At 54.6% G+C, this 23,541-nt stretch carries 28 protein-coding genes; 12 read left to right on the forward strand and 16 right to left on the reverse strand.

Annotated elements, in window-relative coordinates:
* Positions 1-77: 77 nt before the first annotated feature.
* The 4 genes from glmM to rlmE all read right to left on the reverse strand — a co-directional run bounded on the left by glmM (position 78) and on the right by rlmE (position 5,018).
* The gene (gene glmM / locus ACJTMZ_RS15695; RefSeq protein ID WP_017693917.1) at positions 78-1,415 is read right to left on the reverse strand and encodes a phosphoglucosamine mutase; all 1,338 of its coding nucleotides are present in this window, start codon (positions 1,413-1,415) and stop codon (positions 78-80) included.
* Positions 1,408-2,256, reverse strand: coding sequence for a dihydropteroate synthase (gene folP, locus ACJTMZ_RS15700; RefSeq protein WP_003861807.1), 849 nt, complete (start codon positions 2,254-2,256; stop codon positions 1,408-1,410). Before folP ends, glmM begins: the two co-directional genes overlap by 8 nt.
* A gap of 98 nt (positions 2,257-2,354) precedes the next feature.
* Positions 2,355-4,289: an ATP-dependent zinc metalloprotease FtsH gene (gene ftsH, locus ACJTMZ_RS15705; RefSeq protein ID WP_003861810.1), complete on the reverse strand. Its 1,935-nt coding sequence runs from the start codon at positions 4,287-4,289 to the stop codon at positions 2,355-2,357.
* 102 nt (positions 4,290-4,391) lie between these two features.
* Positions 4,392-5,018, reverse strand: a complete 627-nt coding sequence (rlmE, locus tag ACJTMZ_RS15710; protein WP_003861812.1) for a 23S rRNA (uridine(2552)-2'-O)-methyltransferase RlmE — start codon at positions 5,016-5,018, stop codon at positions 4,392-4,394.
* Between the two features lie 127 nt (positions 5,019-5,145).
* Here rlmE and yhbY point away from each other — a divergent pair, with 127 nt between their 5' ends.
* Positions 5,146-5,439: a ribosome assembly RNA-binding protein YhbY gene (gene yhbY / locus ACJTMZ_RS15715; protein ID WP_003861814.1), complete on the forward strand. Its 294-nt coding sequence runs from the start codon at positions 5,146-5,148 to the stop codon at positions 5,437-5,439.
* Between the two features lie 151 nt (positions 5,440-5,590).
* On the opposite strand, the gene greA is transcribed toward yhbY, so the two are convergent.
* On the reverse strand, positions 5,591-6,067 hold the full coding sequence (gene greA, locus ACJTMZ_RS15720; RefSeq protein WP_006812122.1) for a transcription elongation factor GreA: 477 nt from the start codon (positions 6,065-6,067) through the stop codon (positions 5,591-5,593).
* 228 nt (positions 6,068-6,295) lie between these two features.
* Between greA and dacB the strand changes: the two genes are divergently transcribed.
* From dacB to pmrB, 3 genes are read left to right on the forward strand one after another with little or no spacing between them, the layout of a single operon-like run.
* Positions 6,296-7,729 (forward strand): serine-type D-Ala-D-Ala carboxypeptidase, encoded by a 1,434-nt coding sequence (gene dacB / locus ACJTMZ_RS15725; protein WP_015571976.1) that lies wholly within the window; start codon positions 6,296-6,298, stop codon positions 7,727-7,729.
* Between the two features lie 2 nt (positions 7,730-7,731).
* A complete protein-coding gene (gene pmrA, locus ACJTMZ_RS15730; protein ID WP_015571977.1) occupies positions 7,732-8,394 on the forward strand; it encodes a two-component system response regulator PmrA in 663 nt (220 codons plus the stop codon).
* Positions 8,391-9,434, forward strand: coding sequence for a two-component system sensor histidine kinase PmrB (gene pmrB, locus ACJTMZ_RS15735; protein ID WP_017382733.1), 1,044 nt, complete (start codon positions 8,391-8,393; stop codon positions 9,432-9,434). Before pmrA ends, pmrB begins: the two co-directional genes overlap by 4 nt.
* Positions 9,435-9,467: 33 nt before the next feature.
* Here the strand turns inward: pmrB and cgtA are convergent, their stop codons facing one another.
* The 4 genes from cgtA to rplU all read right to left on the reverse strand — a co-directional run bounded on the left by cgtA (position 9,468) and on the right by rplU (position 12,308).
* Positions 9,468-10,643 carry an Obg family GTPase CgtA gene (gene cgtA / locus ACJTMZ_RS15740; RefSeq protein ID WP_006812124.1) on the reverse strand — a complete coding sequence of 392 codons (1,176 nt, stop codon included), beginning with the start codon at positions 10,641-10,643 and terminating at the stop codon, positions 9,468-9,470.
* Positions 10,644-10,658: 15 nt separating this feature from the next.
* Positions 10,659-11,624 carry a DMT family transporter gene (locus ACJTMZ_RS15745; RefSeq protein ID WP_015571979.1) on the reverse strand — a complete coding sequence of 322 codons (966 nt, stop codon included), beginning with the start codon at positions 11,622-11,624 and terminating at the stop codon, positions 10,659-10,661.
* 95 nt (positions 11,625-11,719) lie between these two features.
* The gene (rpmA, locus tag ACJTMZ_RS15750; RefSeq protein ID WP_003861831.1) at positions 11,720-11,977 is read right to left on the reverse strand and encodes a 50S ribosomal protein L27; all 258 of its coding nucleotides are present in this window, start codon (positions 11,975-11,977) and stop codon (positions 11,720-11,722) included.
* 19 nt (positions 11,978-11,996) lie between these two features.
* Positions 11,997-12,308, reverse strand: a complete 312-nt coding sequence (rplU, locus tag ACJTMZ_RS15755; protein ID WP_003025032.1) for a 50S ribosomal protein L21 — start codon at positions 12,306-12,308, stop codon at positions 11,997-11,999.
* 257 nt (positions 12,309-12,565) lie between these two features.
* On the opposite strand from rplU, the gene ispB reads away from it, so the two are divergent.
* Positions 12,566-13,537 carry an octaprenyl diphosphate synthase gene (ispB, locus tag ACJTMZ_RS15760; RefSeq protein WP_006812126.1) on the forward strand — a complete coding sequence of 324 codons (972 nt, stop codon included), beginning with the start codon at positions 12,566-12,568 and terminating at the stop codon, positions 13,535-13,537.
* Between the two features lie 229 nt (positions 13,538-13,766).
* Positions 13,767-14,054 (forward strand): DNA-binding transcriptional regulator SfsB, encoded by a 288-nt coding sequence (sfsB, locus tag ACJTMZ_RS15765; RefSeq protein WP_017382732.1) that lies wholly within the window; start codon positions 13,767-13,769, stop codon positions 14,052-14,054.
* Between the two features lie 63 nt (positions 14,055-14,117).
* Here sfsB and murA read toward each other — a convergent pair whose 3' ends face one another.
* From murA to mlaF, 7 genes are all read right to left on the reverse strand, one after another.
* Entirely contained in the window at positions 14,118-15,377 is a 1,260-nt protein-coding gene (gene murA / locus ACJTMZ_RS15770; RefSeq protein WP_006812128.1) for a UDP-N-acetylglucosamine 1-carboxyvinyltransferase, read from the reverse strand.
* Positions 15,378-15,427: 50 nt separating this feature from the next.
* Positions 15,428-15,682, reverse strand: coding sequence for a BolA family iron metabolism protein IbaG (gene ibaG / locus ACJTMZ_RS15775; protein ID WP_003861840.1), 255 nt, complete (start codon positions 15,680-15,682; stop codon positions 15,428-15,430).
* 126 nt (positions 15,683-15,808) lie between these two features.
* Positions 15,809-16,102 (reverse strand): lipid asymmetry maintenance protein MlaB, encoded by a 294-nt coding sequence (mlaB, locus tag ACJTMZ_RS15780; protein WP_003861843.1) that lies wholly within the window; start codon positions 16,100-16,102, stop codon positions 15,809-15,811.
* Positions 16,102-16,737 carry a phospholipid-binding protein MlaC gene (gene mlaC / locus ACJTMZ_RS15785; protein WP_006812130.1) on the reverse strand — a complete coding sequence of 212 codons (636 nt, stop codon included), beginning with the start codon at positions 16,735-16,737 and terminating at the stop codon, positions 16,102-16,104. Before mlaC ends, mlaB begins: the two co-directional genes overlap by 1 nt.
* A gap of 18 nt (positions 16,738-16,755) precedes the next feature.
* The gene (gene mlaD / locus ACJTMZ_RS15790) at positions 16,756-17,304 is read right to left on the reverse strand and encodes an outer membrane lipid asymmetry maintenance protein MlaD (RefSeq protein ID WP_006812131.1); all 549 of its coding nucleotides are present in this window, start codon (positions 17,302-17,304) and stop codon (positions 16,756-16,758) included.
* 4 nt (positions 17,305-17,308) lie between these two features.
* Positions 17,309-18,091 (reverse strand): lipid asymmetry maintenance ABC transporter permease subunit MlaE, encoded by a 783-nt coding sequence (mlaE, locus tag ACJTMZ_RS15795; RefSeq protein WP_003861848.1) that lies wholly within the window; start codon positions 18,089-18,091, stop codon positions 17,309-17,311.
* Between the two features lie 7 nt (positions 18,092-18,098).
* Positions 18,099-18,911 carry a phospholipid ABC transporter ATP-binding protein MlaF gene (gene mlaF / locus ACJTMZ_RS15800; protein ID WP_017382730.1) on the reverse strand — a complete coding sequence of 271 codons (813 nt, stop codon included), beginning with the start codon at positions 18,909-18,911 and terminating at the stop codon, positions 18,099-18,101.
* A 227-nt stretch (positions 18,912-19,138) separates the two neighbouring features.
* Between mlaF and ACJTMZ_RS15805 the strand changes: the two genes are divergently transcribed.
* The 6 genes from ACJTMZ_RS15805 to lptB are packed head-to-tail and all read left to right on the forward strand — an operon-like array spanning position 19,139 to position 23,524.
* The gene (locus ACJTMZ_RS15805; protein ID WP_003861852.1) at positions 19,139-20,116 is read left to right on the forward strand and encodes a calcium/sodium antiporter; all 978 of its coding nucleotides are present in this window, start codon (positions 19,139-19,141) and stop codon (positions 20,114-20,116) included.
* Positions 20,117-20,129: 13 nt separating this feature from the next.
* On the forward strand, positions 20,130-21,116 hold the full coding sequence (kdsD, locus tag ACJTMZ_RS15810; protein ID WP_003861853.1) for an arabinose-5-phosphate isomerase KdsD: 987 nt from the start codon (positions 20,130-20,132) through the stop codon (positions 21,114-21,116).
* Between the two features lie 14 nt (positions 21,117-21,130).
* Positions 21,131-21,697, forward strand: coding sequence for a 3-deoxy-manno-octulosonate-8-phosphatase KdsC (kdsC, locus tag ACJTMZ_RS15815; protein WP_017693909.1), 567 nt, complete (start codon positions 21,131-21,133; stop codon positions 21,695-21,697).
* Entirely contained in the window at positions 21,694-22,269 is a 576-nt protein-coding gene (gene lptC, locus ACJTMZ_RS15820; protein ID WP_045327358.1) for an LPS export ABC transporter periplasmic protein LptC, read from the forward strand. Before kdsC ends, lptC begins: the two co-directional genes overlap by 4 nt.
* On the forward strand, positions 22,238-22,792 hold the full coding sequence (gene lptA / locus ACJTMZ_RS15825; RefSeq protein WP_006812136.1) for a lipopolysaccharide ABC transporter substrate-binding protein LptA: 555 nt from the start codon (positions 22,238-22,240) through the stop codon (positions 22,790-22,792). The genes lptC and lptA overlap by 32 nt, the downstream gene beginning before the upstream one ends.
* 6 nt (positions 22,793-22,798) lie before the next feature.
* Complete coding sequence (lptB, locus tag ACJTMZ_RS15830; RefSeq protein ID WP_003861862.1) at positions 22,799-23,524, forward strand: LPS export ABC transporter ATP-binding protein; 726 nt, start codon at positions 22,799-22,801, stop codon at positions 23,522-23,524.
* The last annotated feature ends 17 nt before the right edge of the window (positions 23,525-23,541 follow it).

Here is a 23,541-nt window from a genome sequence, read left to right on the forward strand (position 1 = left end):
AAAAAACAGCAAAAAGCCATTCATTGCTTAAAACAAAGGCGGCAAACGCCGCCTTTTTAAACACTTATTCTGAAAGATTATGCAGCTTTGACTGCATCCGCAATGCGGTGCGCAAATTCGGTTACCTGCGCTTCGTCTTCGCCTTCCACCATCACGCGGATCAGCGGCTCGGTACCCGACTTACGCAGCAGGACGCGCCCACGGCTGCCAAGAGTCGCTTCCACGTCTGCCATCACCGCTTTCACGTTATCATTTTCCAGCGGGTCGCCTTTACCCGCGGTGAAACGCACATTGACCAGAATCTGCGGGAACATTTTCATGCCGCTGCACAGATCGTGCAGGCTCATATGGTTACGCGCCATCGCGGCAACAACCTGAAGCGCCGCCACAATACCGTCACCGGTGGTGGTTTTATCGAGCAGGATCACGTGGCCGGAGTTTTCCGCGCCAATACGCCAGCCTTTCTCCTGGAGTTTTTCCAGCACGTAGCGGTCACCCACTTTCGCACGAACAAACGGGATGCCCAGCTGTTTCAACGCCAGTTCCAGGCCCATATTGCTCATCAGCGTGCCCACCGCGCCACCGCGCAGTTGCCCCTGACGCAGGCCTTCACGGGCAATGATGTAGAGGATCTGATCGCCATCGACCTTGTTACCTTCGTGGTCAACCATGATCACACGGTCACCATCGCCATCCAGGGCAATACCCAGATCGGCCTTTTCAGCCAGCACACGCGCCTGCAAGGCACGCACGTCTGTCGCGCCGACTTCTTCGTTGATGTTCAGACCATCCGGCTCGCAGCCGATAGTGATCACTTTGGCACCCAGCTCGCGGAACACATTCGGCGCAATGTGGTAAGTCGCACCGTTGGCACAGTCCACCACAATTTTGAGGTGTGCCAGGCTCAGCTCATTCGGGAAAGTGCCTTTGCAGAATTCAATGTAGCGGCCTGCGGCATCGACAATACGGTTTGCTTTACCCAGCTCAGCGGAGTCAACACAGGTGATCTCTTTTTCCATTTCCGCTTCAATCGCCTCTTCCACGTCATCCGGCAGTTTGGTGCCGTCGATGGAGAAGAATTTGATACCGTTGTCATAGAACGGATTATGGGAAGCTGAAATGACGATGCCCGCTTCCGCACGGAAGGTGCGGGTCAGATAGGCAACAGCAGGGGTCGGCATTGGCCCCGTAAAGGAAGCTGAAAGCCCCGCCGCCGCCAGCCCGGCTTCCAGCGCGGACTCCAGCATATAACCCGAAATACGGGTATCTTTCCCAATAATGATCTTACGGGAGCCATGACGCGCCAGCACTTTCCCCGCTGCCCAGCCCAGCTTCAGGACAAAGTCAGGGGTAATTGGCGCATCGCCTACGCGCCCACGGATGCCATCGGTACCAAAATATTTACGATTACTCATAGCGTTTGTTTTCCTTCGCTGCCAGTGTGGCTTCCACCACACGCATGGCTTCTACTGTTTCTTTTACGTCATGGACGCGAATGATGTGTGCACCTTGCATCGCGGCAATCACCGCGCAGGCCAGACTGCCGCTCAGACGTTCGCTCGGCCCGACATTCAACAACTGACCAATCATCGATTTTCTCGACATTCCCACCAGCAGTGGCAGGCCGAACTGATGAAACTCTGATAAGCGCGCAAGCAACGCGTAATTGTGTGAGAGATTTTTACCGAAACCGAAGCCCGGGTCGAGCAGCAATTTCTCTTTTGCGATACCCGCACGTTCACAGCGTTCGATATGCTCAATAAAGAAGCGGGTGACGTCGGCAAACACATCTTCATATTTTGGCGCCTCCTGCATTGTCTTAGGCTGACCCTGCATATGCATCAGACACACCGGTAGCCCGGTTTCTGCGGCGGCTTCAATCGCGCCCGGCTCGGTCAGCGAGCGGATATCATTGATAATGTGAGCGCCCACTCTCGCCACTTCACGGATCACTTCGGGTTTGGAGGTATCAACGGAGATCCACACTTCAAAGCGCCGGGCGATAGCCTCTACCACCGGCACCACGCGCGCCAGCTCTTCTTCCACCGAAACCTCCGCCGCGCCAGGCCGCGTTGACTCCCCTCCAACGTCAATGATGGTGGCACCCGCGTTAATCATTAAATTCGCGTGTTTAACCGCGTCGATAAGCGAATTATGCGTGCCGCCGTCAGAGAAGGAATCAGGCGTGACATTCAGGATCCCCATCACATGGGGATGTGAAAGGTCGAGATGCGAGTCCTGGGCGAATAGTTTCATGGTGAAGTCCCTGGGATTAATGTGGTTAAACAGATAAGAAAAACCCCGGAGCAAGCTCCAGGGTTTGAGATACAGACAAACGCTTCAACAGCAGTGACTTACTTGTCGCCCAACTGCTCTGACATGGTGTTGCCCGGGTTTGGCGTACGCGGTTCATCGACCGGACGCGGCGCACGCGGGGTGCCATTGTTGTCAGAATTGTTAGACGCGCCTGGGTCTTCCCAGCCTGCCGGCGGACGCACTTCGCGGCGCGCCATCAGGTCGTCAATCTGCGGTGCATCGATGGTCTCATATTTCATGAGCGCATCTTTCATCGAATGCAGGATGTCCATATTGTCGTTCAGGATCTGACGGGCGCGAGCGTAGTTACGTTCAATCAGCGCTTTCACTTCCTGGTCGATGATACGTGCCGTTTCATCGGACATATGTTTCGCTTTTGCCACAGAGCGGCCCAGGAATACTTCGCCCTCTTCCTCTGCATACAGCAGCGGACCGAGTTTGTCGGAGAAGCCCCACTGAGTCACCATGTTACGCGCCAGGTTTGTCGCCACTTTAATATCGTTCGACGCACCGGTGGAAACATGTTCCGCACCGTAGATAATCTCTTCAGCCAGACGACCGCCGTACAGGGTTGAAATCTGGCTTTCCAGCTTCTGACGGCTGGCGCTGATCGCGTCGCCTTCAGGCAGGAAGAAGGTCACACCCAGCGCACGACCGCGCGGAATAATCGTCACCTTGTGTACGGGATCGTGTTCCGGCACCAGACGACCGATAATCGCGTGGCCCGCTTCGTGATATGCCGTGGACTCTTTCTGCGCTTCCGTCATCACCATGGAGCGACGTTCCGCCCCCATCATGATTTTGTCTTTCGCTTTCTCGAATTCCACCATGGACACCACGCGCTTGTTACCGCGAGCGGCAAACAGTGCTGCTTCGTTGACCAGGTTAGCCAGATCCGCACCGGAGAAGCCTGGAGTACCACGCGCAATGATTGCCGCGTCGATATCTGGCGCCAGCGGTACGCGTCGCATATGCACTTTCAGAATCTGTTCACGACCGCGAACATCCGGCAGACCGACCACAACCTGACGGTCAAAACGGCCTGGACGCAGCAGCGCAGGGTCGAGTACGTCCGGACGGTTAGTTGCCGCGATAACGATGATACCTTCGTTACCTTCGAAGCCGTCCATCTCAACCAGCATCTGGTTCAGCGTCTGCTCACGTTCATCGTGACCACCACCCAAGCCTGCGCCACGCTGGCGGCCTACGGCGTCGATTTCATCGATGAAGATGATGCACGGTGCTGCCTTCTTAGCCTGCTCGAACATGTCACGCACACGAGATGCACCGACACCCACGAACATTTCAACGAAGTCAGAACCTGAAATAGTAAAGAACGGCACCTTCGCTTCACCCGCGATGGCTTTTGCCAGCAGGGTTTTACCGGTACCCGGAGGGCCGACCATCAGGACGCCTTTCGGGATCTTACCGCCCAGTTTCTGGAAACGGCTCGGCTCGCGCAGGTATTCAACCAGTTCACCCACCTCTTCTTTTGCTTCGTCACAACCTGCTACGTCAGCAAACGTGGTCTTGATCTGGTCTTCCGTCAGCATACGCGCCTTGCTCTTACCGAACGACATGGCACCTTTGCCACCACCGCCCTGCATCTGGCGCATAAAGAAGATCCAGACGCCGATAAGAAGCAGCATCGGGAACCAGGAAATGAAGATAGAAGCCAGCAGGCTTGGTTCTTCCGGCGGCTCGCCTACCACTTTGACGTTTTTGGTCAGAAGGTTATCAAGCAGCTTAGGATCGTTCACCGGGATGTAAGTCGTGTAACGGTTACTATCTTTCTTGGTAACGTTGATCTCACGTCCGTTGATACGCGCTTCGCGAACCTGGTCCTGATTGACCTCTTGCAGGAAGGTAGAATAATCCACCTTGCGGCCATTCGACTCGCTGGGCCCAAAGCTCTGGAATACTGACATCAGCACAACGGCAATGACCAGCCAGAGTATTAGGTTTTTCGCCATGTCACTCAAGGGATTAACCTCATATTACAACTGTGTTAAAAACAGCGTCAGGATACTCTATATCCAGTTTCATTCAAACTTTCGCCTGAAATCTACCGGTTATCATTTTCGCCCGGTCGCTACAATATACACTTCACGGGAACGGGCCCGGGAAGAGTCCGGCTTACGAACTTTGACCTTCGCAAACAGGGAGCGAATTTCCTTAAGATACTCCTCGAAACCTTCGCCCTGAAACACCTTCACAACAAAACTACCACCAGGCGCTAGTACATCACGACACATTTCTAACGCTAGTTCCACCAGATACATGGCGCGGGGGATATCCACCGCCGGTGTTCCACACATATTTGGCGCCATATCCGACATGACAACCTGGACCTTACTGTCACCTACACGATCAAGTAGTGCTTTAAGCACTAATTCATCACGAAAGTCGCCCTGAAGGAAGTCGACACCGACGATGGGATCCATTGGTAAAAGATCGCATGCGATGATTCGGCCCGTTCCGCCGATCTGCGTAACCGCATACTGGGACCATCCGCCAGGTGCCGCACCGAGGTCGACCACCGTCATTCCCGGTTTAAAAAGTTTGTCACTTTGCTGTATTTCATCAAGTTTAAACCAGGCGCGGGAACGCAACCCCTTTTTCTGCGCCTGTTGAACATATTTATCGCTAAAGTGTTCCTGAAGCCAGCGGCTGGAGCTGGCAGAACGCTTTTTACCTGTCATTTAACATTTCCGTCCTGGTTCATCGTTGCTTGCCTGTGACGTAAATTTCTACGCAGCTATTTGGCGATATTAGGGAGATGGCGGTAGAATGAACCGTTTTCAATCCCAACGTAAGCAAAAATATACGATGAATCTGAGTACTAAACAAAAACAGCACCTTAAAGGTCTGGCACATCCGCTCAAGCCTGTAGTGATGCTTGGCAACAATGGTTTGACCGAAGGGGTGCTTGCCGAGATTGAACAAGCGCTGGAACACCACGAGCTGATCAAGGTGAAAATCGCCTCTGAAGACAGAGACACTAAAAACCTGATCGTGGAAGCCATCGTGCGCGAAACCGGCGCCTGTAATGTACAGGTCATCGGTAAAACGCTGGTGCTCTATCGCCCATCTAAAGAGCGCAAAATCTCGCTGCCACGTTAAGGATATCCTGAATCGAACACATTTTCTGTGTGAAACGAGGGATTTCTTTCAGCAGGCGAGCAAAATGCCATGCTCCTTGAGTTGATAAAAGGCCGCTATGCGGCCTTTTTCTTTTCTTTACAATGTATCAACATCTTAGTAGAGAAGCGAATTACAGGTATTCAACCTTAATAATTTCGTATTCCACTTCACCACCAGGGGTGCGGATGGTGACCACATCGTCCTGCTCTTTGCCAATCAGGCCACGAGCAATCGGCGAGTTCACCGAAATCAGGTTCTGTTTGAAGTCCGCTTCATCATCACCCACGATGCGATAGGTCTGCTCTTCGTCGTTGTCCAGATTCAGGACGCTGACGGTAGAGCCGAAGATCACACGGCCATTATTTGGCATTTTGGTGATATCGATAACCTGCGCGTTAGACAGTTTCGCCTCGATATCTTTAATGCGCCCCTCACAGAAACCCTGCTGCTCACGCGCCGCGTGGTATTCAGCATTCTCTTTCAGGTCGCCATGCTCACGCGCTTCCGCGATAGCGGCGATGATTTCAGGGCGACGCACGGATTTGAGAAAATCCAGCTCTTCGCGCAGTTTTTCGGCACCACGTAAGGTCATCGGAATAGCTTGCATTTGTTATACCTCTTAAACATTCCTGTTGGGAGCAGTGTTCCCTGCTCCAGCCCACCTGAACAGGCCAGAAGCAAAAAGAAAACCGACCCGGGAGCAACGCCCCAGGTCAGCAGCAATTTTTCAATTTGATATGCATTTTACCGCGAAGTTCACTATGGGTCATCGTTTACTTTACAGTGCCATGCACCGTAGTATGACGGTTTGTTTTCGGGTTGTTAGCGCGAGATTATGCGATTTTCCAGTTTTATCATCGGATTGACTACCAGTATAACGTTCACCGTTCAGGCCGCGAATGTTGATGAGTACATTAATCAACTGCCCGCCGGCGCGAACCTTGCCCTGATGGTGCAGAAGGTTGGCGCACAGGCTCCCGAGATTGACTATCACAGTCAACAGATGGCGCTGCCTGCCAGTACCCAGAAGGTGATCACTGCCCTCGCCGCCCTGCTCCAGCTCGGGCCTGACTTCCGTTTTACTACCACCCTTGAAACCAGAGGTAACGTTGAGGGTGGCGAACTGAAAGGCGATCTTATCGCCCGTTTTGGTGGCGATCCCACCTTTAAGCGCCAGGATGTCCGCAATATGGTGGCGGTACTGAAAAAATCCGGCGTAACAAAAATTGATGGCAACGTGCTGATCGACACCTCCATTTTCGCCAGCCACGATAAAGCGCCTGGCTGGCCGTGGAACGACATGACGCAGTGCTTTAGCGCCCCGCCAGCCGCCGCCATCGTTGACCGTAACTGCTTCTCCGTATCGCTTTACAGCGCGCCAAAACCAAATGACTTAGCTTTTATCCGCGTGGCCTCATACTACCCGGTCACGATGTTCAGCCAGGTGCGGACGCTGGCGAAAGGCTCCCCGGAGGCGCAGTATTGCGAGCTGGACGTGGTACCGGGCGATCTCAATCGCTATACGCTCACCGGCTGCCTGACCCAGCGGTCCGATCCCCTCCCGCTGGCCTTCGCCATTCAGGATGGCGCGGGCTATGCCGGTGCCATTTTTAAAGATGAACTGAAGCAGGCGGGCATAACCTACACCGGAACGCTGCTGCGCCAGACGCAGGTGAATGAGCCAGGCACGGTGATCGCCAGCAAACAGTCCGCGCCACTGCATGATTTGCTTAAGATTATGCTGAAAAAGTCGGATAACATGATTGCCGACACGGTGTTCCGCATGATTGGGCACGCGCGATTTGGTGTGCCGGGCACCTGGCGGGCCGGTTCTGATGCCGTACGTCAGATCCTGCGCCAGCAGGCGGGTATCGATCTGGGCAATACGATCGCCGTTGATGGTTCCGGTTTATCGCGTCATAACCTGATCTCGCCGGCCACCATGATGCAGGTCTTGCAGTACATTGCTCAGCATGACGCTGAGCTAAACTTTATTACGATGCTGCCGCTTGCCGGACACGACGGCTCTCTTCAGTACCGCGCGGGCCTTCACGCTGCGGGCGTGGATGGCAAAGTGTCAGCCAAAACGGGTTCCCTGCAAGGCGTTTACAACCTTGCCGGTTTTATCACTACCGCCAGCGGACAACGCATGGCATTTGTGCAGTATCTTTCCGGCTATGCCGTCGAACCGGCTGACCAGCGCAATCGCCGTATTCCACTGGTGCGTTTCGAAAGCAGGCTCTATAAGGACATCTACCAGAATAACTAGCGATGAAACTACTGATAGTTGAAGACGATCTGTTATTGCAGGAAGGGTTAGCGCTGGCGCTGGGGAATGAAGGCTACGCCCTGGATTGTGCCACCACGGCCGCTGAAGCAGATGCCCTGATCCAGAGCGGTGAATACAGCCTCGTGATCCTGGATTTAGGGCTGCCGGATAAAGACGGCGCGACGCTGCTCTGCCAGTGGCGTCGTCGCGGGGTTGAGAATCCCGTCTTGATTCTCACCGCCCGCGATGCCATTGAAGACAGAATTAACGGGCTGGATTCTGGCGCTGACGATTATCTGGTAAAACCCTTCGCCCTTGCCGAGCTACAGGCTCGCGTACGGGCGTTGATCCGCCGCTATCAGGGCCACAGCGACAACCTGCTGACGGACGGAGATATCACCCTCAATCTGCAAACTCAGCAGGTGCTGCGCCAGTCTCAGCCTGTGGAAGTGACGCCAAAAGAGTTCGCTCTGCTGACGCGCCTGATCATGCGCAGCGGGCAGACCGTGCACCGTGAAACGCTGCAACAGGACATCTACTCCTGGCAGGACGATCCAGGATCAAACACGCTTGAAGTTCACATTCATAATCTGCGGCGCAAGCTCGGTAAAGATCGCATCAAAACCGTACGCGGCGTGGGTTACCGTCTGGAGAGCCAGAAATGAACAGTATGCGCCGGCGATTAATGGTGTTGCTGGCGGTTATTCTGCTATTTTTTCAACTCATTAGCGTTGTCTGGCTGTGGCATGAGAGCCGCGAGCAGATCGGTTTTCTGGTGAACGAAACGTTGTCCGCCAAAGCGCGCAACAACCATGTCGAAAAAGAGATCCGCGAAGCCATTGCCTCCCTGCTGGTCCCTTCTCTGGTGATGGTCGGTTTTACCCTGCTCTTCTCATTTTGGGCCGTCACCTGGATCACCCGACCACTCAACAAACTTCGCGCCAGCCTTGCGAACCGTTCGGCGGATAATCTGACTCCCCTGCCGATGTATTCCGATATGGAAGAGATAGGCGCTGTAACCACGTCGCTCAATCAACTCCTCGCCCGGCTGGACCACACTATTCAACAGGAACGCCTGTTTACCGCCGATGCGGCACACGAGTTACGTACGCCGCTTGCGGGGATTAGGCTCCATCTGGAACTGATGGCTCAGTCCGGTTCCCCGCAGGCCACGCCACTGATAAGCCGTATCGATCAGTTGATGCACACAGTGGAACAGCTGCTGATGCTGGCGCGTGCCGGGCAGGCGATGGCCAGCGGCCATTACGATACCGTGAACTGGACGGAGACGATCATTGCTCCGCTCAGCCTGGAGCATGAAGCCAAAGAGCATACGGTAATATGGCCGGCCCACAGCGCGCTGACGGTACAGGGGGACGCCGTCCTGTTACGTCTGATGCTAAGGAACCTTCTGGAGAATGCCGCCCGCTACAGCCCGGCAGGCACAACCATTGAAGTGGCATTAACAGCGACGGAGGGCGGTACCCGGGTGAGCGTTACCGATCAGGGGCCGGGTATTGATGAGGCGCACCGCCAGTCGATCACCGAACCTTTCCGACGTCTCGACCAGCGCTACGGCGGCAGCGGCCTTGGGCTGAGCATCGTACAGCGTATCGTACAGCTCCATCATGGCCATTTAACGCTGGAGAACGGCGCTGAGGGCGGCCTCATCGCCAGCTGTTGGTTACCGGCGAAAATAGGATAAAAAAAAGCCCCGTTAAGGGGCTTTATACAGGAGTTAGTGCTTGTAGATGAACTCGACACCTTCTTCGTCGTCTTCATCCCAGTCATCGTCCCAGTCTTCATCATCTTCTTCCGCTTCCAGCTCTTCGAGCTGCTGGCGGTGGTAGTCATCCCACATGAATTCGACTTTTTCAGGCTGTTTCGCCTCTTCTGCCTGAACAACCGGATTCTCGATGATAAAGGTCATCACATCCCAGCAGAGATCTTTCACGCCAACCTGGCTGGCGGCAGAGATCAGATAGTACTTATCTTCCCAACCCATCGCGTCGGCAATCGCTTTAGCTTTCGCTTCAGCTTCCGCTTTATCCATCAGGTCGATCTTGTTAAATACCAGCCAGCGCGGTTTTTGCGCCAGTTTTTCACTGTATTTCTCCAGCTCGCCGATAATAATACGGGCGTTTTCAACCGGATCGGAACCGTCGATTGGATCGATGTCGATGAGGTGCAACAGTACGCGACAACGCTCAAGGTGCTTCAGGAAGCGAATACCCAGACCGGCGCCTTCTGCTGCCCCTTCAATCAGACCCGGGATGTCAGCGACCACAAAGCTCTTCTCGTTATCCATACGGACAACGCCCAGGCTCGGCACCAGCGTCGTAAACGGATAATCCGCTACTTTGGGTTTCGCCGCAGAGACCGCACGGATAAACGTCGATTTACCGGCGTTTGGCATACCCAGCATCCCCACATCCGCCAGCAGCATCAGTTCCAGTTGCAGGTCGCGCTTATCACCCGGGGTACCCATGGTTTTCTGACGCGGGGTACGGTTAACGGAAGATTTGAAACGGCTGTTACCCAGACCATGCCAGCCGCCTTTCGCCACCATCAGGCGCTGACCGTGTTTGGTCATATCACCCATGGTTTCGCCCGTGCCCTGATCGATGACACGCGTACCCACCGGCACTTTGATCGTCACGTCTTTACCGCGTTTACCGGTACAGTCGCGGCTCTGGCCGTTCTGGCCACGCTCGGCGCGGAAAGATTTTTCGAAACGGTAGTCGATCAGCGTGTTGAGGTTTTCATCCGCCTCCAGCCACACGTCGCCACCGTCCCCACCGTCACCGCCGTCAGGACCGCCACGAGGAATATATTTTTCACGGCGGAAGCTTACACAACCGTTACCGCCATCACCTGCCACGACCAAAATCGTCGCTTCATCAACAAACTTCATTTTACTCTCCGTAACTCATTCGCCTGAGCGGGGGACTATTACAACCGCTTCATTTTTGCGCCAACGCCCCCAGAGACGATGACCAATGGCGGAATACATCGCGCCCGCAACCACGACAAACGCACCGAGATAACCCAACAGGTTGAGCATCGGCTTGACGAAGACATCGGGCCAGGCCATTGATAACAAATCTGAAAATAACAGCGTAAACAGCGGGGTAAGCGTGATTAAGGCGCTCACCTGTGCTGCCTGCCAGCGCGCCATGGCTTCAGCCAGAGCGCCATAACCGACCAGCGTATTCAGCCCACAAAAAATGAGGCACGCCAGTTGCCAGTCGCTGAGCTGGGTAATTACACCCGGCTTCGCTAAAGGCAATAATGCCAGTGTACACAAAGTGTACAGCAAAAAGAGGATCTGCTGTGAGGCAAGACGGCGCAATAACACCTTTTGCGCGACGCCATAACTCACCCAGACCGTTGCTGCACCCACCCCAAAAATGACACCCCAGGTGTAATCCGTCAGGCGGGTAAAAATCTCAATCAGGCTGGTGTTAAAGAACATCACCAGCCCGCAAAGCAGCATGCTTGCCCCGATGATCTGCGTGCCGCGCATCTTCTCCTTGAGGATGAATACGCTGGCGACCATCATGCCGACCGGTGAAAGCTGACCAATCACCTGCGACGCTGTAGGGCTAAGATATTGCAGGGAAGAGCTGAACAGAATGAAGTTACCGAACAGACCGCCCGTCGCGATAGCCAGTAACACCAGCCAACGCGGTTTTCGGAAGATGCGCAGCGGTGGCAGCTTACCTTTGACGGCCAGAATGGCGCCCAGGCCTATGCTTGCCATCAGGAAGCGATAAAACACCACCGTCGGTGGCTCCATGACTTCCAGTACCTGCTTCATTGCAATTGGCAGCGCACCCCAGCACATTGCGGTAGTGAGCGCCAAAAGAATACCCATGCCGGCCTGCTGCTTCATGCCCGTTTTCCCTACAGAAAATTTTCCGGGTTTCCAATGTAAAAAGCCCCGCAACACGTTGCGGGGCTTTAATCCGTTACCGGACCGAGAAAACCTTACTCAGCAACGATGCTGATGTATTTACGGTTGTTCGGGCCTTTAACTTCAAATTTCACTTTACCGTCTGCTTTAGCAAACAGAGTGTGGTCACGACCGCAACCTACGTTGGTACCCGCGTGGAACTTGGTGCCACGCTGACGAACGATGATGCTACCCGCCAGAACGGATTCGCCACCGAAACGCTTAACGCCCAGGCGTTTAGCTTCTGAATCGCGACCGTTACGTGTGGAGCCGCCAGCCTTTTTATGTGCCATTTAAATCTCTCCTCAGGTCTTAGGCGCTGATGCCAGTAATTTTCACATCAGTGAACCACTGACGGTGGCCCTGCTGCTTACGATAGTGTTTACGACGACGAAACTTAACGATTTTAACTTTCTCGCCACGACCGTGAGCAACAACTTCAGCTTTGATAACGCCGCCATCAACGAAAGGAACGCCGATTTTGACTTCTTCACCGTTTGCGATCATCAGAACTTCAGCGAACTCAACAGATTCGCCAGTTGCGATGTCCAGCTTTTCCAGGCGAACGGTCTGACCTTCGCTTACTCGGTGTTGTTTACCACCACTTTGGAAAACCGCGTACATATAAACTCCGCTTCCGCGCACATCCTCGTATGATTCAGAGTGCGCTATAAATATTCACAATAGGGCGCGAATATTACGCAAAACGCGAGCCTTTGACAAGTGCTACCATCAATACATGAAGAAAAAAAACACAACACGTACGGTAACGTTTATCTGAGCCGTTTTTTCAGTACAATCAGCAATACTATTTATAAACCGAAACCCTTTGTGTACCCATCTCGTGTGGGATAAACAGGATAAAAAGCCCGGCTTTTGCGATGAATTTAGAAAAAATCAATGAGTTAACCGCGCAAGATATGGCGGGTGTGAATGCAGCAATCCTGGAGCAACTCAACTCTGACGTTCAGCTGATCAATCAGTTGGGCTATTACATCGTCAGCGGCGGCGGTAAACGTATTCGTCCGATGATTGCCATTCTGGCCGCACGCGCGGTTGGCTATCAGGGAAATGCCCACGTCACGATCGCGGCGCTGATCGAATTTATCCACACCGCCACCCTGCTTCACGACGATGTTGTGGATGAATCAGACATGCGTCGTGGAAAAGCCACCGCCAACGCCGCGTTTGGTAATGCGGCAAGCGTTCTGGTAGGCGATTTTATCTATACCCGCGCCTTCCAGATGATGACCAGCCTTGGCTCGCTGAAGGTGCTGGAAGTGATGTCAGAAGCCGTGAACGTTATCGCTGAAGGTGAAGTCCTACAGCTGATGAACGTCAACGACCCGGACATCACCGAAGAAAACTATATGCGGGTGATTTACAGCAAGACCGCACGTCTGTTCGAAGCCGCCGCGCAATGCTCCGGCATTCTGGCAGGCTGTAGCGAAGCTCAGGAAAAGGGCCTTCAGGACTATGGCCGTTATCTCGGCACCGCGTTCCAGCTGATTGATGATTTGCTGGACTACAGCGCGGATGGCGAAACGCTCGGTAAAAACGTCGGCGATGACCTGAACGAAGGCAAGCCAACGCTGCCGCTGCTCCACGCGATGCGCAATGGCACACCAGAGCAGGCGAAAATGATCCGGGAGGCTATCGAGCAGGGAAATGGACGCCATCTTCTGGAACCGGTACTGGAAACAATGGCTATCTGCGGCTCCCTGGAATGGACGCGTCAGCGCGCTGAAGAAGAAGCGGACAAAGCCATCGCCGCCATTCAGGTCATTCCCGACAGCCCATGGCGTGATGCGCTAATCGGCCTCGCGCACATCGCCGTCCAGCGCGATCGATAATCCCCTCCTCATCTCCCTGCGCCCACGCAGGGAGATTCCAGTACACACCAATAAATTACATTTCCGCGTAAGCCCATCGGGTTACAGGCCGCATGTATAAAGCCGTGCCTTATTCTGAATATTGCTTCTCGTAACATGAACTTTTTAGAACACATGTTCGAAGTGAGTATAGTAATGCTGTCTTTTCACACGAAACGACGTGGACGATAACGAACACAAGGACAGCATTATGGATACAAAATTCATCGACTGGCATTCTGCTGACATTATTGCGGCACTGCGTAAAAAAGGAACATCGCTGGCTGCCGAATCACGTCGTCATGGGCTAAGCTCGTCGACGCTGGCAAACGCCCTGACCCGCCCATGGCCGAAGGGGGAACTGATTATCGCGACGGCGCTTGATACGCATCCGTGGGTGATATGGCCGTCACGCTACCACGATCCCATTACCCATGAATTTATCGACAGAACGCGCATGATGCGCCAGAGCAAAACGAAGAAAGCGCATCAGGACTGATGCACCAGGATTGACAGGAACAGCAATCCCCCGGCCTGTTGTGGCAGGGGGGTGCCGGAACGATTACTCGCCCTTCACACGCTCGATATTTGCACCCAGCGCGCGCAGTTTGTCCTCAATACGCTCGTAACCACGATCGATGTGGTAGATACGATCGACAACGGTAGTCCCTTCCGCAATACAACCTGCCAGCACGAGGCTCGCAGACGCGCGCAGATCGGTCGCCATCACCTGCGCACCGGACAGTTTTTCAACGCCGTGGCAAATTACCGTGTTGCTTTCAATCTCAGCATGCGCACCCATACGGATCAGTTCCGGTACGTGCATGAAACGGTTTTCGAAGATAGTTTCCGTGATGAAGCCCGTGCCTTCGGCCACCAGGTTCAACAGCGTGAACTGTGCCTGCATATCCGTCGGGAATGCCGGATGTGGCGCAGTACGCACGTTAACGGCTTTAGGACGCTGCCCGTGCATATCGAGGCTGATCCAGTCTTCACCGATTTCAATGTCCGCACCCGCATCGCGCAGCTTCGCCAGCACCGCATCCAGGGTATCCGGCTGGGCGTTACGGCAGACAATCTTACCGCCAGAAATGGCTGCGGCCACCAGGAAAGTACCGGTTTCGATACGGTCCGGCAGAACGCGGTACACACCGCCACCCAGACGTTCAACGCCTTCGATGGTGATACGGTCTGTGCCCTGCCCGCTGATCTTCGCCCCCAGCGCGACCAGGAAGTTCGCGGTATCCACGATCTCCGGCTCACGGGCGGCGTTTTCGATGATGGTAGTGCCTTCTGCCAGCGTAGCAGCCGACATGATGGTGACCGTTGCGCCCACGCTCACTTTGTCCATGACAATGTGCGCGCCTTTCAGACGACCATTGACGGACGCTTTAACATAACCCTCTTCCAGCTTGATCTCCGCGCCGAGTTTTTCCAGGCCGAAGATATGCAGGTCAACGGGACGCGCGCCGATAGCGCATCCGCCCGGCAGTGAAACCTGTCCCTGACCGAAACGCGCCACCAGCGGACCAAGCGCCCAGATGGAAGCACGCATGGTTTTCACCAGCTCATACGGCGCTGAGAAGTTGTTCACGTTGCTGGCATCGATCCAGACGGAACCGTTACGCTCCACTTTGGTGCCCAACTGGCCGAGCAACTTCATGGTCGTGTCGATATCTTTCAGCTTCGGTACGTTCTGGATCTCTACCGGCTCTTCTGCGAGCAGCGCAGCGAAAAGAATGGGCAGCGCGGCGTTTTTAGCGCCAGAAATTGTGACTTCGCCCTGGAGACGCGTGGGTCCCTGTACACGAAATTTATCCATCGTTTGCTCTCTTATAAATTCAACCGTGCTGCGGGCGTTTCGCCCTCAGCTCAAAAACCGTTTAGTTTGCGATCGCGTGCCCACTCCTGTGGGGTGAACGCTTTAATCGACAGGGCGTGGATGCGGTTATCCGCAATGTATTCCATCAGCGGCGCGTACACAGCCTGCTGTTTCTTCACGCGACTCATTCCGTCGAACATCTCACCCACAGCAATAACCTGGAAGTGACTGCCATCGCCAGAGACGTGGGCTTCCTGAAGGGAGAGTGCATTCATCAGCACAGTCTGGATTTCATTATTTTCCATGGGGTCTACATCATCTGATAGTGAAAACAAGCTCAACATCTTAGAGCAAAGTGGCGCGGTCTTAAACAAGCAAAAAGCCCCGACGCGTAAACTGTCGGGGCTTTCAGAAGTAACGTACTGAAAAAATTAACGAGGTAATACGTCTTCGGGCAAATTGTAAAGCTGTGCAAGGGTAATCACGTTATCGCTTACCCCCGTCAGGGTAACGCTGCTCCCCTGCTTTTTGCCCGTGGCCACCAGGTGCGCCAGCAGGGCGATACCGGCGGTATCTACCCGCGTGACGCCATGGAGATCAATCAGCGTCACGCCCTGCATCGCGTTATGGCGAGCGTCCCACAGCGGGTTAAGCAGATCCTGATCCAGCTCTCCCGTCAGCGTCAACGTCTCGCCGTCACGCGCCCAGCTAAGCTGCTGTGACATTACTTCTTCTCGTCCAGGGTAATTTTCTGACGAGAGATGGACTGAAGCTGAGCCGTCAGGCCATCGATGCCTTTAGTGCGCAGCAGATCGCTCCACTCGTTCTGTTTAGTGGTGATCATGCTGACGCCTTCAGCGATCATGTCGTACGCCTGCCAGTTTCCGGTCTGGCTGTTTTTACGCCACTGGAAGTCCAGACGAACCGGTGGACGACCGTTTGGATCGATAATCGTCACGCGAATAGGAATGATAGTGGCATCGCCCAGCGGCTGTTCAGGGGCAATCTGATAGGTCTGCCCGTGGTACATCGCCAGCGCCTGGCCGTAAGCCTGTTTCAGGTATTCACGGAACGCCGCAAAGTAAGCCTCGCGCTGTGCCGGGGTCGCGTCTTTGTAGTAACGGCCCAGCACCAGTGCGCCCGCATACTTGATCTGCACATACGGCAGCAGTTCCTGATCCACCACATCACGCAGATAATCAGGGTTAGAACGGATTTTTGGCTGTTCGTTTTTAAGACGGTCGAAGGTTTTCTTCGCGGCCTCATCCATCAGTTTGTACGGGTTACTCTGATCCGCAGCGTGCGCCGCGGTAAGAGGGGCAATGACCAGCATGGCAACCATTAACAGTCGTTTAAACATGAATGACTTCTCCTGAAATTAATTCGTCGCGCCTGGCGTCGGTTCGACGTTGGTGTGGTCTTCACTCTGCGCAGGGGCATCGTCAGACTTTTTATCATCCCCTTTACTGTTGTAAAGGAACTGACCAATCATATCTTCCAGCACCATCGCTGACTTGGTATCCTGGATTACGCTACCGTCTTTAAGGATAGTCGTTCCCAGCTCAGGATCTTCAAAACCAACGTTAAGGGCCAGATATTGCTCCCCCAGCAGGCCAGAGGTGCGGATAGAAAGCGAGCTGGTGTCCGGAATGTGGTTATAGCGCTCTTCGATATCCATCGCGACGCGCGGCAGATAGGTTTTCTCATCAAGCGTAATGTCAGCGACACGTCCGATAACGACGCCACCAATACGCACCGGTGAGCGCGCTTTCAGGCCGCCGATGTTATCGAAAGTCGCGTAGACACGATACGTCGGCTCGGCGCGAACAGAGGTGATGTCCGCCGCTCGCAGGCAGATGAACAGCGCGGCCAGCAGCGCCAGAAGCAGAAACACGCCAACCCAAATTTCATTTTTTCTCGTTTGCATGAACTCAATTCCCAAACATCAGTGCGGTGAGCACAAAATCCAGACCTAAAACGGCCAGCGACGAATGTACGACAGTACGCGTCGTTGCACGGCTAATGCCCGCCGACGTCGGAATGGCATCGTAACCATTAAACAACGCAATCCAGGTAACCGTCACAGCGAAAACCACGCTCTTGATCAGACAGTTCACCAAATCCATCCGCAGATCGATGGCGTCCTGCATGGCAGACCAGAAGAATCCGGCATCAATGCCTTTCCAGTTAACGCCAACCAGCGCGCCTCCCCAGATACCTACCGCCACAAAGAGGATAGTCAGTAACGGCAAGGAGATAACCCCGGCCCAGAAGCGCGGCGAGATTACCCGGCGCAGCGGATCGACTGCCATCATCTCCATACTGGAGAGCTGCTCGGTGGCGCGCATCAGGCCAATTTCCGCCGTCAACGCTGACCCGGCACGCCCGGCGAACAGCAGCGCGGCAACCACCGGCCCGAGTTCACGCAGCAGCGAGAGCGCCACCAGCATGCCAAGGCTGGTTTCCGCGCTGTAGGTTGTCAGCACCAGATACCCCTGCAACCCCAGCACCATGCCAATAAACAGACCCGACACGATGATGATAAGCATCGACAGCACGCCGACGTTATAAAGCTGCCGCACCAGTAACGGCGCATGCTTGCGGAACTCCGGTTTGCCGACCAGCGCGTTGAACAACATTAATCCGGCACGCCCGAACGTACTGATGGTTTTTAGGCCACGGTGTCCAAGACCCGCCAACGCATTTAACAGCATGAGTGGCTTAACTCCCTATTCCGAGTAAATCGTCATGATAGTCGCCCGCCGGATAGCGGAAAGGCACCGGCCCATCTGCGATACCGTCCAGGAACTGCCGCACGCGCGGATCGCCATTCTCCTGCAACGCCTGCGCGCTGCCGTGGGCGACGATCTTTTTGTCAGCCACAATATAGGCGTAATCAGCGATACTCAGCACTTCCGGCACGTCGTGGGAAACCACCACGCAGGTGACGCCAAGGGCGCTGTTCAGCTCCGAAATTAACTTCACCAGCACGCCCATGGTGATGGGGTCCTGCCCGACGAACGGTTCATCGAACATGATTAAATCGGGTTCCAGGGCAATAGCACGCGCCAGCGCGGCGCGGCGCGCCATCCCACCCGAGAGTTCGGACGGCATGAGTTTCGCAGCCCCCCGCAGCCCCACGGCTTCAAGCTTCATCATCACCGTACTGTGCAACAGCTCAGGAGGAAGATGGGTGTGCTCACGCAACGGATAGGCCACGTTGTCAAAAACGTTCATATCCGTGAACAGCGCGCCCGACTGAAAGAGCATGCTCATCCGTTTGCGAACCGTGTAGAGGCGCGAGCGAGACATCGCCGGGACATTTTCGCCGTCGAAGAGAATTTCGCCGCTGTCAGGGGGGATTTGCCCGCCGATAAGACGCAGCAACGTGGTTTTACCGATCCCTGACGGCCCCATGATGGCGGTGATTTTACCGCGCGGCACGGTCAGCGAAATATCATCAAATATTAACCGGTTGCCGCGAGAAAAACTGACGCCCCGGACATCGACTATATTCGCCATCGTTTGGCTCATTTATGGTTCCTTACTTACCTTGCTTCACGGCTGGCATGAAGCGTAAATCAGCCCTAAACCCCGCATTTTTACAGAATATTCACTATTGGGGTTAGCGAAAGCTGGCATTTGTTTTACTTTTCCGGCGCATAAAGTCAAAATTAGGAATTCGTTACGTCTCAGACTTCATCTGGCGCCAACATTCGTGCGCAGTGGACCAGCGAGTATACCTGAAGAAAGGACTTTTGATGCTTTTAGCAACAGCACTGTTAATAATTGGTTTACTGTTGGTGGTCTACAGTGCTGACCGTTTGGTCTTTGCCGCATCCATTCTCTGTCGACTCATTGGCATGCCGCCCATCATTATCGGCATGACGGTGGTCAGTGTAGGCACATCGCTTCCTGAAATCATCGTTTCTGTTTCAGCCTCGCTGCATGGGCAGGTCGACCTCGCTATCGGCACCGCGATTGGCTCTAACATCGTCAATATCTTACTGATTTTAGGCTTAGCCGCATTACTGCATCCATTTCGCGTGCATTCTGATGTTTTGCGCCGGGAATTGCCGTTAATGTTAGTCGTCAGTCTGCTGGCAGGCTACGTACTTTATGACGGGGTGCTGAGCGTCGGTGACGGTATATTCCTGCTCGCCCTGGCCGTGATCTGGTTGCTTTACAGCGTGAAGATCGCACGTCTGGCGGAAAAACAGGGTAACGATAGCCTCACGCGTGAGCATCTCGCCGAGCTGCCCCGGGAAGGAACCTTACCCGTCGCCCTGCTGTGGTTGGGCGTCGCGCTAATCATCATGCCAATGGCCACGCGGATGGTGGTCGATAACGCGACGGTGCTGGCGAACGCGTTTGCGATGAGCGAACTGACAATCGGTCTGACGGTAATCGCCATCGGCACCAGCCTGCCAGAGCTGGCCACCGCCATCGCCGGGGCGCGTAAAGGGGAAGATGATATCGCCATCGGCAATATCATCGGCTCGAATATTTTCAATATCGCAATCGTGACGGGGCTGCCGGCGCTAATCTCGCCGGGGCCGTTTAACCCTATGGTTTTCACGCGCGATTACGGTGTGATGCTGCTGGTCAGCGTGATTTTCGCCCTGCTCTGCTGGCGGCGAAAAGAGCAGATCGGCAAAGGCGCAGGCGCGCTGCTGACGGGTGGATTTATCGTATGGCTGGCGATGCTGTACTGGCTTTCGCCTCTTCTCTCTGGGTAAACGGAAACGCATTATGTCGCAAATAGAATTGCAGCCGGGTTTTGACTTTCAGAAAGCAGGCAAAGACGTTCTGGAGATTGAACGTGAAGGTCTGGCGCAGTTAGATCAGTACATTAATCAGGATTTTAGTCTGGCCTGTGAGAAGATGTTCTACTGTGCCGGCAAAGTCGTGGTGATGGGGATGGGCAAATCCGGCCATATCGGACGCAAAATGGCGGCGACCTTTGCCAGTACCGGCACGTCGTCATTCTTCGTTCATCCCGGTGAAGCCGCGCACGGTGACCTCGGCATGGTTACGCCGCAGGACGTGGTTATTGCGCTGTCCAACTCCGGGGAATCGAATGAAATCCTGGCGTTGATCCCGGTACTGAAGCGTCTGCACGTACCGCTGATTTGCATGACCAGCCGACCGGAAAGCAGCATGGCGCGTGCGGCGGATATTCACCTGTGCGTGAAAGTGCCTAAAGAAGCCTGTCCGCTGGGGCTGGCGCCGACCTCCAGCACAACCGCCGCGCTGGTGATGGGCGATGCCCTTGCCGTTGCGCTGCTGGAAGCCCGCGGTTTTACGCCTGAAGATTTTGCCCTGTCTCATCCCGGCGGCGCGCTCGGGCGCAAACTGCTGCTGCGGGTTAACGATATTATGCACACCGGAGATGAGATCCCGCACGTGAGCAAAGAGGCCTCTTTGCGCGACGCGTTACTGGAGATCACCCGTAAAAACCTGGGCATGACGGTTATCTGCGACGATCTGATGAAGATTCAGGGCATTTTCACCGACGGCGACCTGCGCCGGGTATTCGATATGGGTGTAGATGTCCGAACGCTGGGCATTGCTGATGTGATGACGCCAGGCGGGATCCGCGTCCGTCCGGGCACGCTGGCGGTAGATGTGCTGAACCTGATGCAGTCCCGTCATATTACCTCAGTGATGGTTGCCGATGGCGACCAACTGCTGGGTGTGGTACATATGCATGATCTGCTGCGCGCTGGCGTAGTGTAATGAAGGATAAGACAATGAGTAATGCGGGTGCATCCCTTGCAACCTGTTATGGCCCGGTGAGCGCCCACATGATGGCAAAGGCGGAAAATATCCGCCTGTTGATCCTCGATGTGGATGGTGTGCTCTCCGACGGTCTGATTTATATGGGCAATAACGGCGAAGAGCTGAAAGCCTTTAACGTTCGCGACGGTTACGGTATCCGCTGTGCGCTCACGTCCGGAATTGAAGTTGCAATCATCACCGGGCGGAAAGCTAAACTGGTAGAAGATCGGTGTGAAACGCTGGGCATTACCCATCTCTATCAGGGGCAGTCTGATAAGATGGTAGCTTTCCGGGATCTGCTGGGAAAACTGGCCATTGCACCAGAGAATGTGGCATACGTCGGGGATGATTTGATCGACTGGCCAGTGATGGCGGAGGTGGGTCTGAGCATCGCCGTGGCTGACGCGCACCCGCTGCTGATCCCGCGTGCTGATTACGTTACCCATATTCACGGTGGCCGCGGCGCCGTCCGTGAAGTCTGCGATCTGCTTCTGCTGTCGCAGGGCAAGCTTGATGAGGCGAAAGGGCAATCGATATGAGTAAAACCAGACGTTGGGTTATCATTCTGCTTGCGCTTGTCGCCCTGGTACTGATTGGCGTCAACCTCGCTGACCGCGATGATACGCAAGCGGAAGTGGTTAACACGAGCGACCCGACCTATAAAAGCGATCACAGCGACACCGTGGTCTATAGCCCGGAAGGCGCGCTGAACTATCGCCTCGTTGCTCAGCATGTAGAATATTTTTCAGATGACGGTTCCTCGTGGTTTACCCAACCGGTCATGACCACCTTTGATACGGACAAAGTGCCGACGTGGTCTATCAAGTCTGACCGGGCAAAACTGACAAATGACCGTATGCTTTACCTGTATGGTCACGTTGAAGTCAACGCCCTGACCGCTGACGCGCAACTGCGAAAAATTACGACGGATAACGCCCAGATCAACCTGGTCACCCAGGATGTCACGTCGCAGGATCTAGTCACCCTGTATGGCACAACATTTAATTCCAGCGGTTTAAGAATGCGCGGGAACTTACGCAGCAAAAACGCCGAGCTGATTGAAAAGGTTAGAACCTCCTATGAAATTCAAAACAAACAAACTCAGCCTTAAAGTTGTTATCGCCAGCGCGCTGCTGGCGGCCAGTCTTCCCGCGCTTGCTGTGACTGGCGACACCGAACAGCCGATTCATATTGAATCCGATACCCAGTCTCTGGATATGCAGGGTAACGTCGTCACCTTTACCGGCAACGTCGTCATGACCCAGGGCACAATTAAAATCAACGCCGACAAAGTGGTCGTTACCCGTCCGGGCGGCGAGCAGGGCAAAGAGATTATCGATGGTTATGGCAACCCGGCCACCTTCTACCAGATGCAGGACAACGGCAAGCCGGTGAAAGGCCATGCCTCGCATATGCACTATGAACTGGCGAAGGATCTGGTCATCCTGACCGGTAATGCTTACCTGGAACAGCTGGACAGCAATATCAAAGGCGACAAGATCACCTATCTGGTGAAAGAGCAGAAAATGCAGGCCTCCAGTGAAAAAGGCAAACGCGTCACGACCGTGCTTGTGCCTTCGCAGTTGCAGGACAAGAACAACGGTCAGGCTCCGGCACAGAAAAAGAGTAACTAATTCGTTATGGCAACTTTAACTGCAAAAAACCTCGCGAAAGCGTATAAGGGCCGCCGCGTCGTCGAAGATGTCAGTCTGACCGTCAACTCCGGCGAAATCGTGGGTTTGCTTGGCCCTAACGGGGCGGGTAAAACCACGACCTTCTACATGGTGGTGGGCATCGTCCCGCGTGACGCCGGCAACATCATCATCGATGATGAAGATATCAGCCTGCTGCCGCTTCATGCCCGCGCGCGTCGTGGCATCGGCTATTTGCCGCAGGAAGCGTCTATTTTCCGCCGCTTAAGCGTGTTCGACAACCTGATGGCCGTGCTCCAGATCCGTGACGATCTGACCAGCGAGCAGCGCACTGACCGTGCGAACGAGCTGATGGAAGAGTTTCATATCGAGCATCTGCGTGACAGCCTCGGCCAGGCGCTGTCCGGTGGTGAACGCCGCCGCGTTGAGATTGCGCGCGCGCTGGCAGCAAACCCAAAATTCATCCTGCTGGATGAACCGTTTGCGGGCGTTGACCCCATCTCCGTTATCGATATCAAACGTATCATTGAGCACCTGCGCGACAGCGGGCTTGGCGTACTGATCACGGACCACAACGTTCGTGAAACGCTGGCCGTGTGTGAGCGCGCCTACATAGTGAGCCAGGGCCATCTGATTGCCCACGGTACGCCGCAGCAAATCCTCGAAGATGAGCATGTTAAGCGCGTGTACCTTGGGGAAGACTTCAGACTCTGATAGGGTAGAGGTTAAGT

The organism is Enterobacter sp. DN (assembly GCF_046054285.1).
GTDB lineage: Bacteria > Pseudomonadota > Gammaproteobacteria > Enterobacterales > Enterobacteriaceae > Enterobacter > Enterobacter hormaechei_C.

Excerpts from the sequence above, each read along its gene's own strand:
- glmM (WP_017693917.1), bottom strand. The coding sequence starts at position 1,415 with ATGAGTAATCGTAAATATTTTGGTACCGATGGCATCCGTGGGCGCGTA.
- folP (WP_003861807.1), bottom strand. The coding sequence starts at position 2,256 with ATGAAACTATTCGCCCAGGACTCGCATCTCGACCTTTCACATCCCCAT.
- ftsH (WP_003861810.1), bottom strand. The coding sequence starts at position 4,289 with ATGGCGAAAAACCTAATACTCTGGCTGGTCATTGCCGTTGTGCTGATG.
- rlmE (WP_003861812.1), bottom strand. The coding sequence starts at position 5,018 with ATGACAGGTAAAAAGCGTTCTGCCAGCTCCAGCCGCTGGCTTCAGGAA.
- yhbY (WP_003861814.1), top strand. The coding sequence starts at position 5,146 with ATGAATCTGAGTACTAAACAAAAACAGCACCTTAAAGGTCTGGCACAT.
- greA (WP_006812122.1), bottom strand. The coding sequence starts at position 6,067 with ATGCAAGCTATTCCGATGACCTTACGTGGTGCCGAAAAACTGCGCGAA.
- dacB (WP_015571976.1), top strand. The coding sequence starts at position 6,296 with ATGCGATTTTCCAGTTTTATCATCGGATTGACTACCAGTATAACGTTC.
- pmrA (WP_015571977.1), top strand. The coding sequence starts at position 7,732 with ATGAAACTACTGATAGTTGAAGACGATCTGTTATTGCAGGAAGGGTTA.
- pmrB (WP_017382733.1), top strand. The coding sequence starts at position 8,391 with ATGAACAGTATGCGCCGGCGATTAATGGTGTTGCTGGCGGTTATTCTG.
- cgtA (WP_006812124.1), bottom strand. The coding sequence starts at position 10,643 with ATGAAGTTTGTTGATGAAGCGACGATTTTGGTCGTGGCAGGTGATGGC.
- ACJTMZ_RS15745 (WP_015571979.1), bottom strand. The coding sequence starts at position 11,624 with ATGAAGCAGCAGGCCGGCATGGGTATTCTTTTGGCGCTCACTACCGCA.
- rpmA (WP_003861831.1), bottom strand. The coding sequence starts at position 11,977 with ATGGCACATAAAAAGGCTGGCGGCTCCACACGTAACGGTCGCGATTCA.
- rplU (WP_003025032.1), bottom strand. The coding sequence starts at position 12,308 with ATGTACGCGGTTTTCCAAAGTGGTGGTAAACAACACCGAGTAAGCGAA.
- ispB (WP_006812126.1), top strand. The coding sequence starts at position 12,566 with ATGAATTTAGAAAAAATCAATGAGTTAACCGCGCAAGATATGGCGGGT.
- sfsB (WP_017382732.1), top strand. The coding sequence starts at position 13,767 with ATGGATACAAAATTCATCGACTGGCATTCTGCTGACATTATTGCGGCA.
- murA (WP_006812128.1), bottom strand. The coding sequence starts at position 15,377 with ATGGATAAATTTCGTGTACAGGGACCCACGCGTCTCCAGGGCGAAGTC.
- ibaG (WP_003861840.1), bottom strand. The coding sequence starts at position 15,682 with ATGGAAAATAATGAAATCCAGACTGTGCTGATGAATGCACTCTCCCTT.
- mlaB (WP_003861843.1), bottom strand. The coding sequence starts at position 16,102 with ATGTCACAGCAGCTTAGCTGGGCGCGTGACGGCGAGACGTTGACGCTG.
- mlaC (WP_006812130.1), bottom strand. The coding sequence starts at position 16,737 with ATGTTTAAACGACTGTTAATGGTTGCCATGCTGGTCATTGCCCCTCTT.
- mlaD (WP_006812131.1), bottom strand. The coding sequence starts at position 17,304 with ATGCAAACGAGAAAAAATGAAATTTGGGTTGGCGTGTTTCTGCTTCTG.
- mlaE (WP_003861848.1), bottom strand. The coding sequence starts at position 18,091 with ATGCTGTTAAATGCGTTGGCGGGTCTTGGACACCGTGGCCTAAAAACC.
- mlaF (WP_017382730.1), bottom strand. The coding sequence starts at position 18,911 with ATGAGCCAAACGATGGCGAATATAGTCGATGTCCGGGGCGTCAGTTTT.
- ACJTMZ_RS15805 (WP_003861852.1), top strand. The coding sequence starts at position 19,139 with ATGCTTTTAGCAACAGCACTGTTAATAATTGGTTTACTGTTGGTGGTC.
- kdsD (WP_003861853.1), top strand. The coding sequence starts at position 20,130 with ATGTCGCAAATAGAATTGCAGCCGGGTTTTGACTTTCAGAAAGCAGGC.
- kdsC (WP_017693909.1), top strand. The coding sequence starts at position 21,131 with ATGAGTAATGCGGGTGCATCCCTTGCAACCTGTTATGGCCCGGTGAGC.
- lptC (WP_045327358.1), top strand. The coding sequence starts at position 21,694 with ATGAGTAAAACCAGACGTTGGGTTATCATTCTGCTTGCGCTTGTCGCC.
- lptA (WP_006812136.1), top strand. The coding sequence starts at position 22,238 with ATGAAATTCAAAACAAACAAACTCAGCCTTAAAGTTGTTATCGCCAGC.
- lptB (WP_003861862.1), top strand. The coding sequence starts at position 22,799 with ATGGCAACTTTAACTGCAAAAAACCTCGCGAAAGCGTATAAGGGCCGC.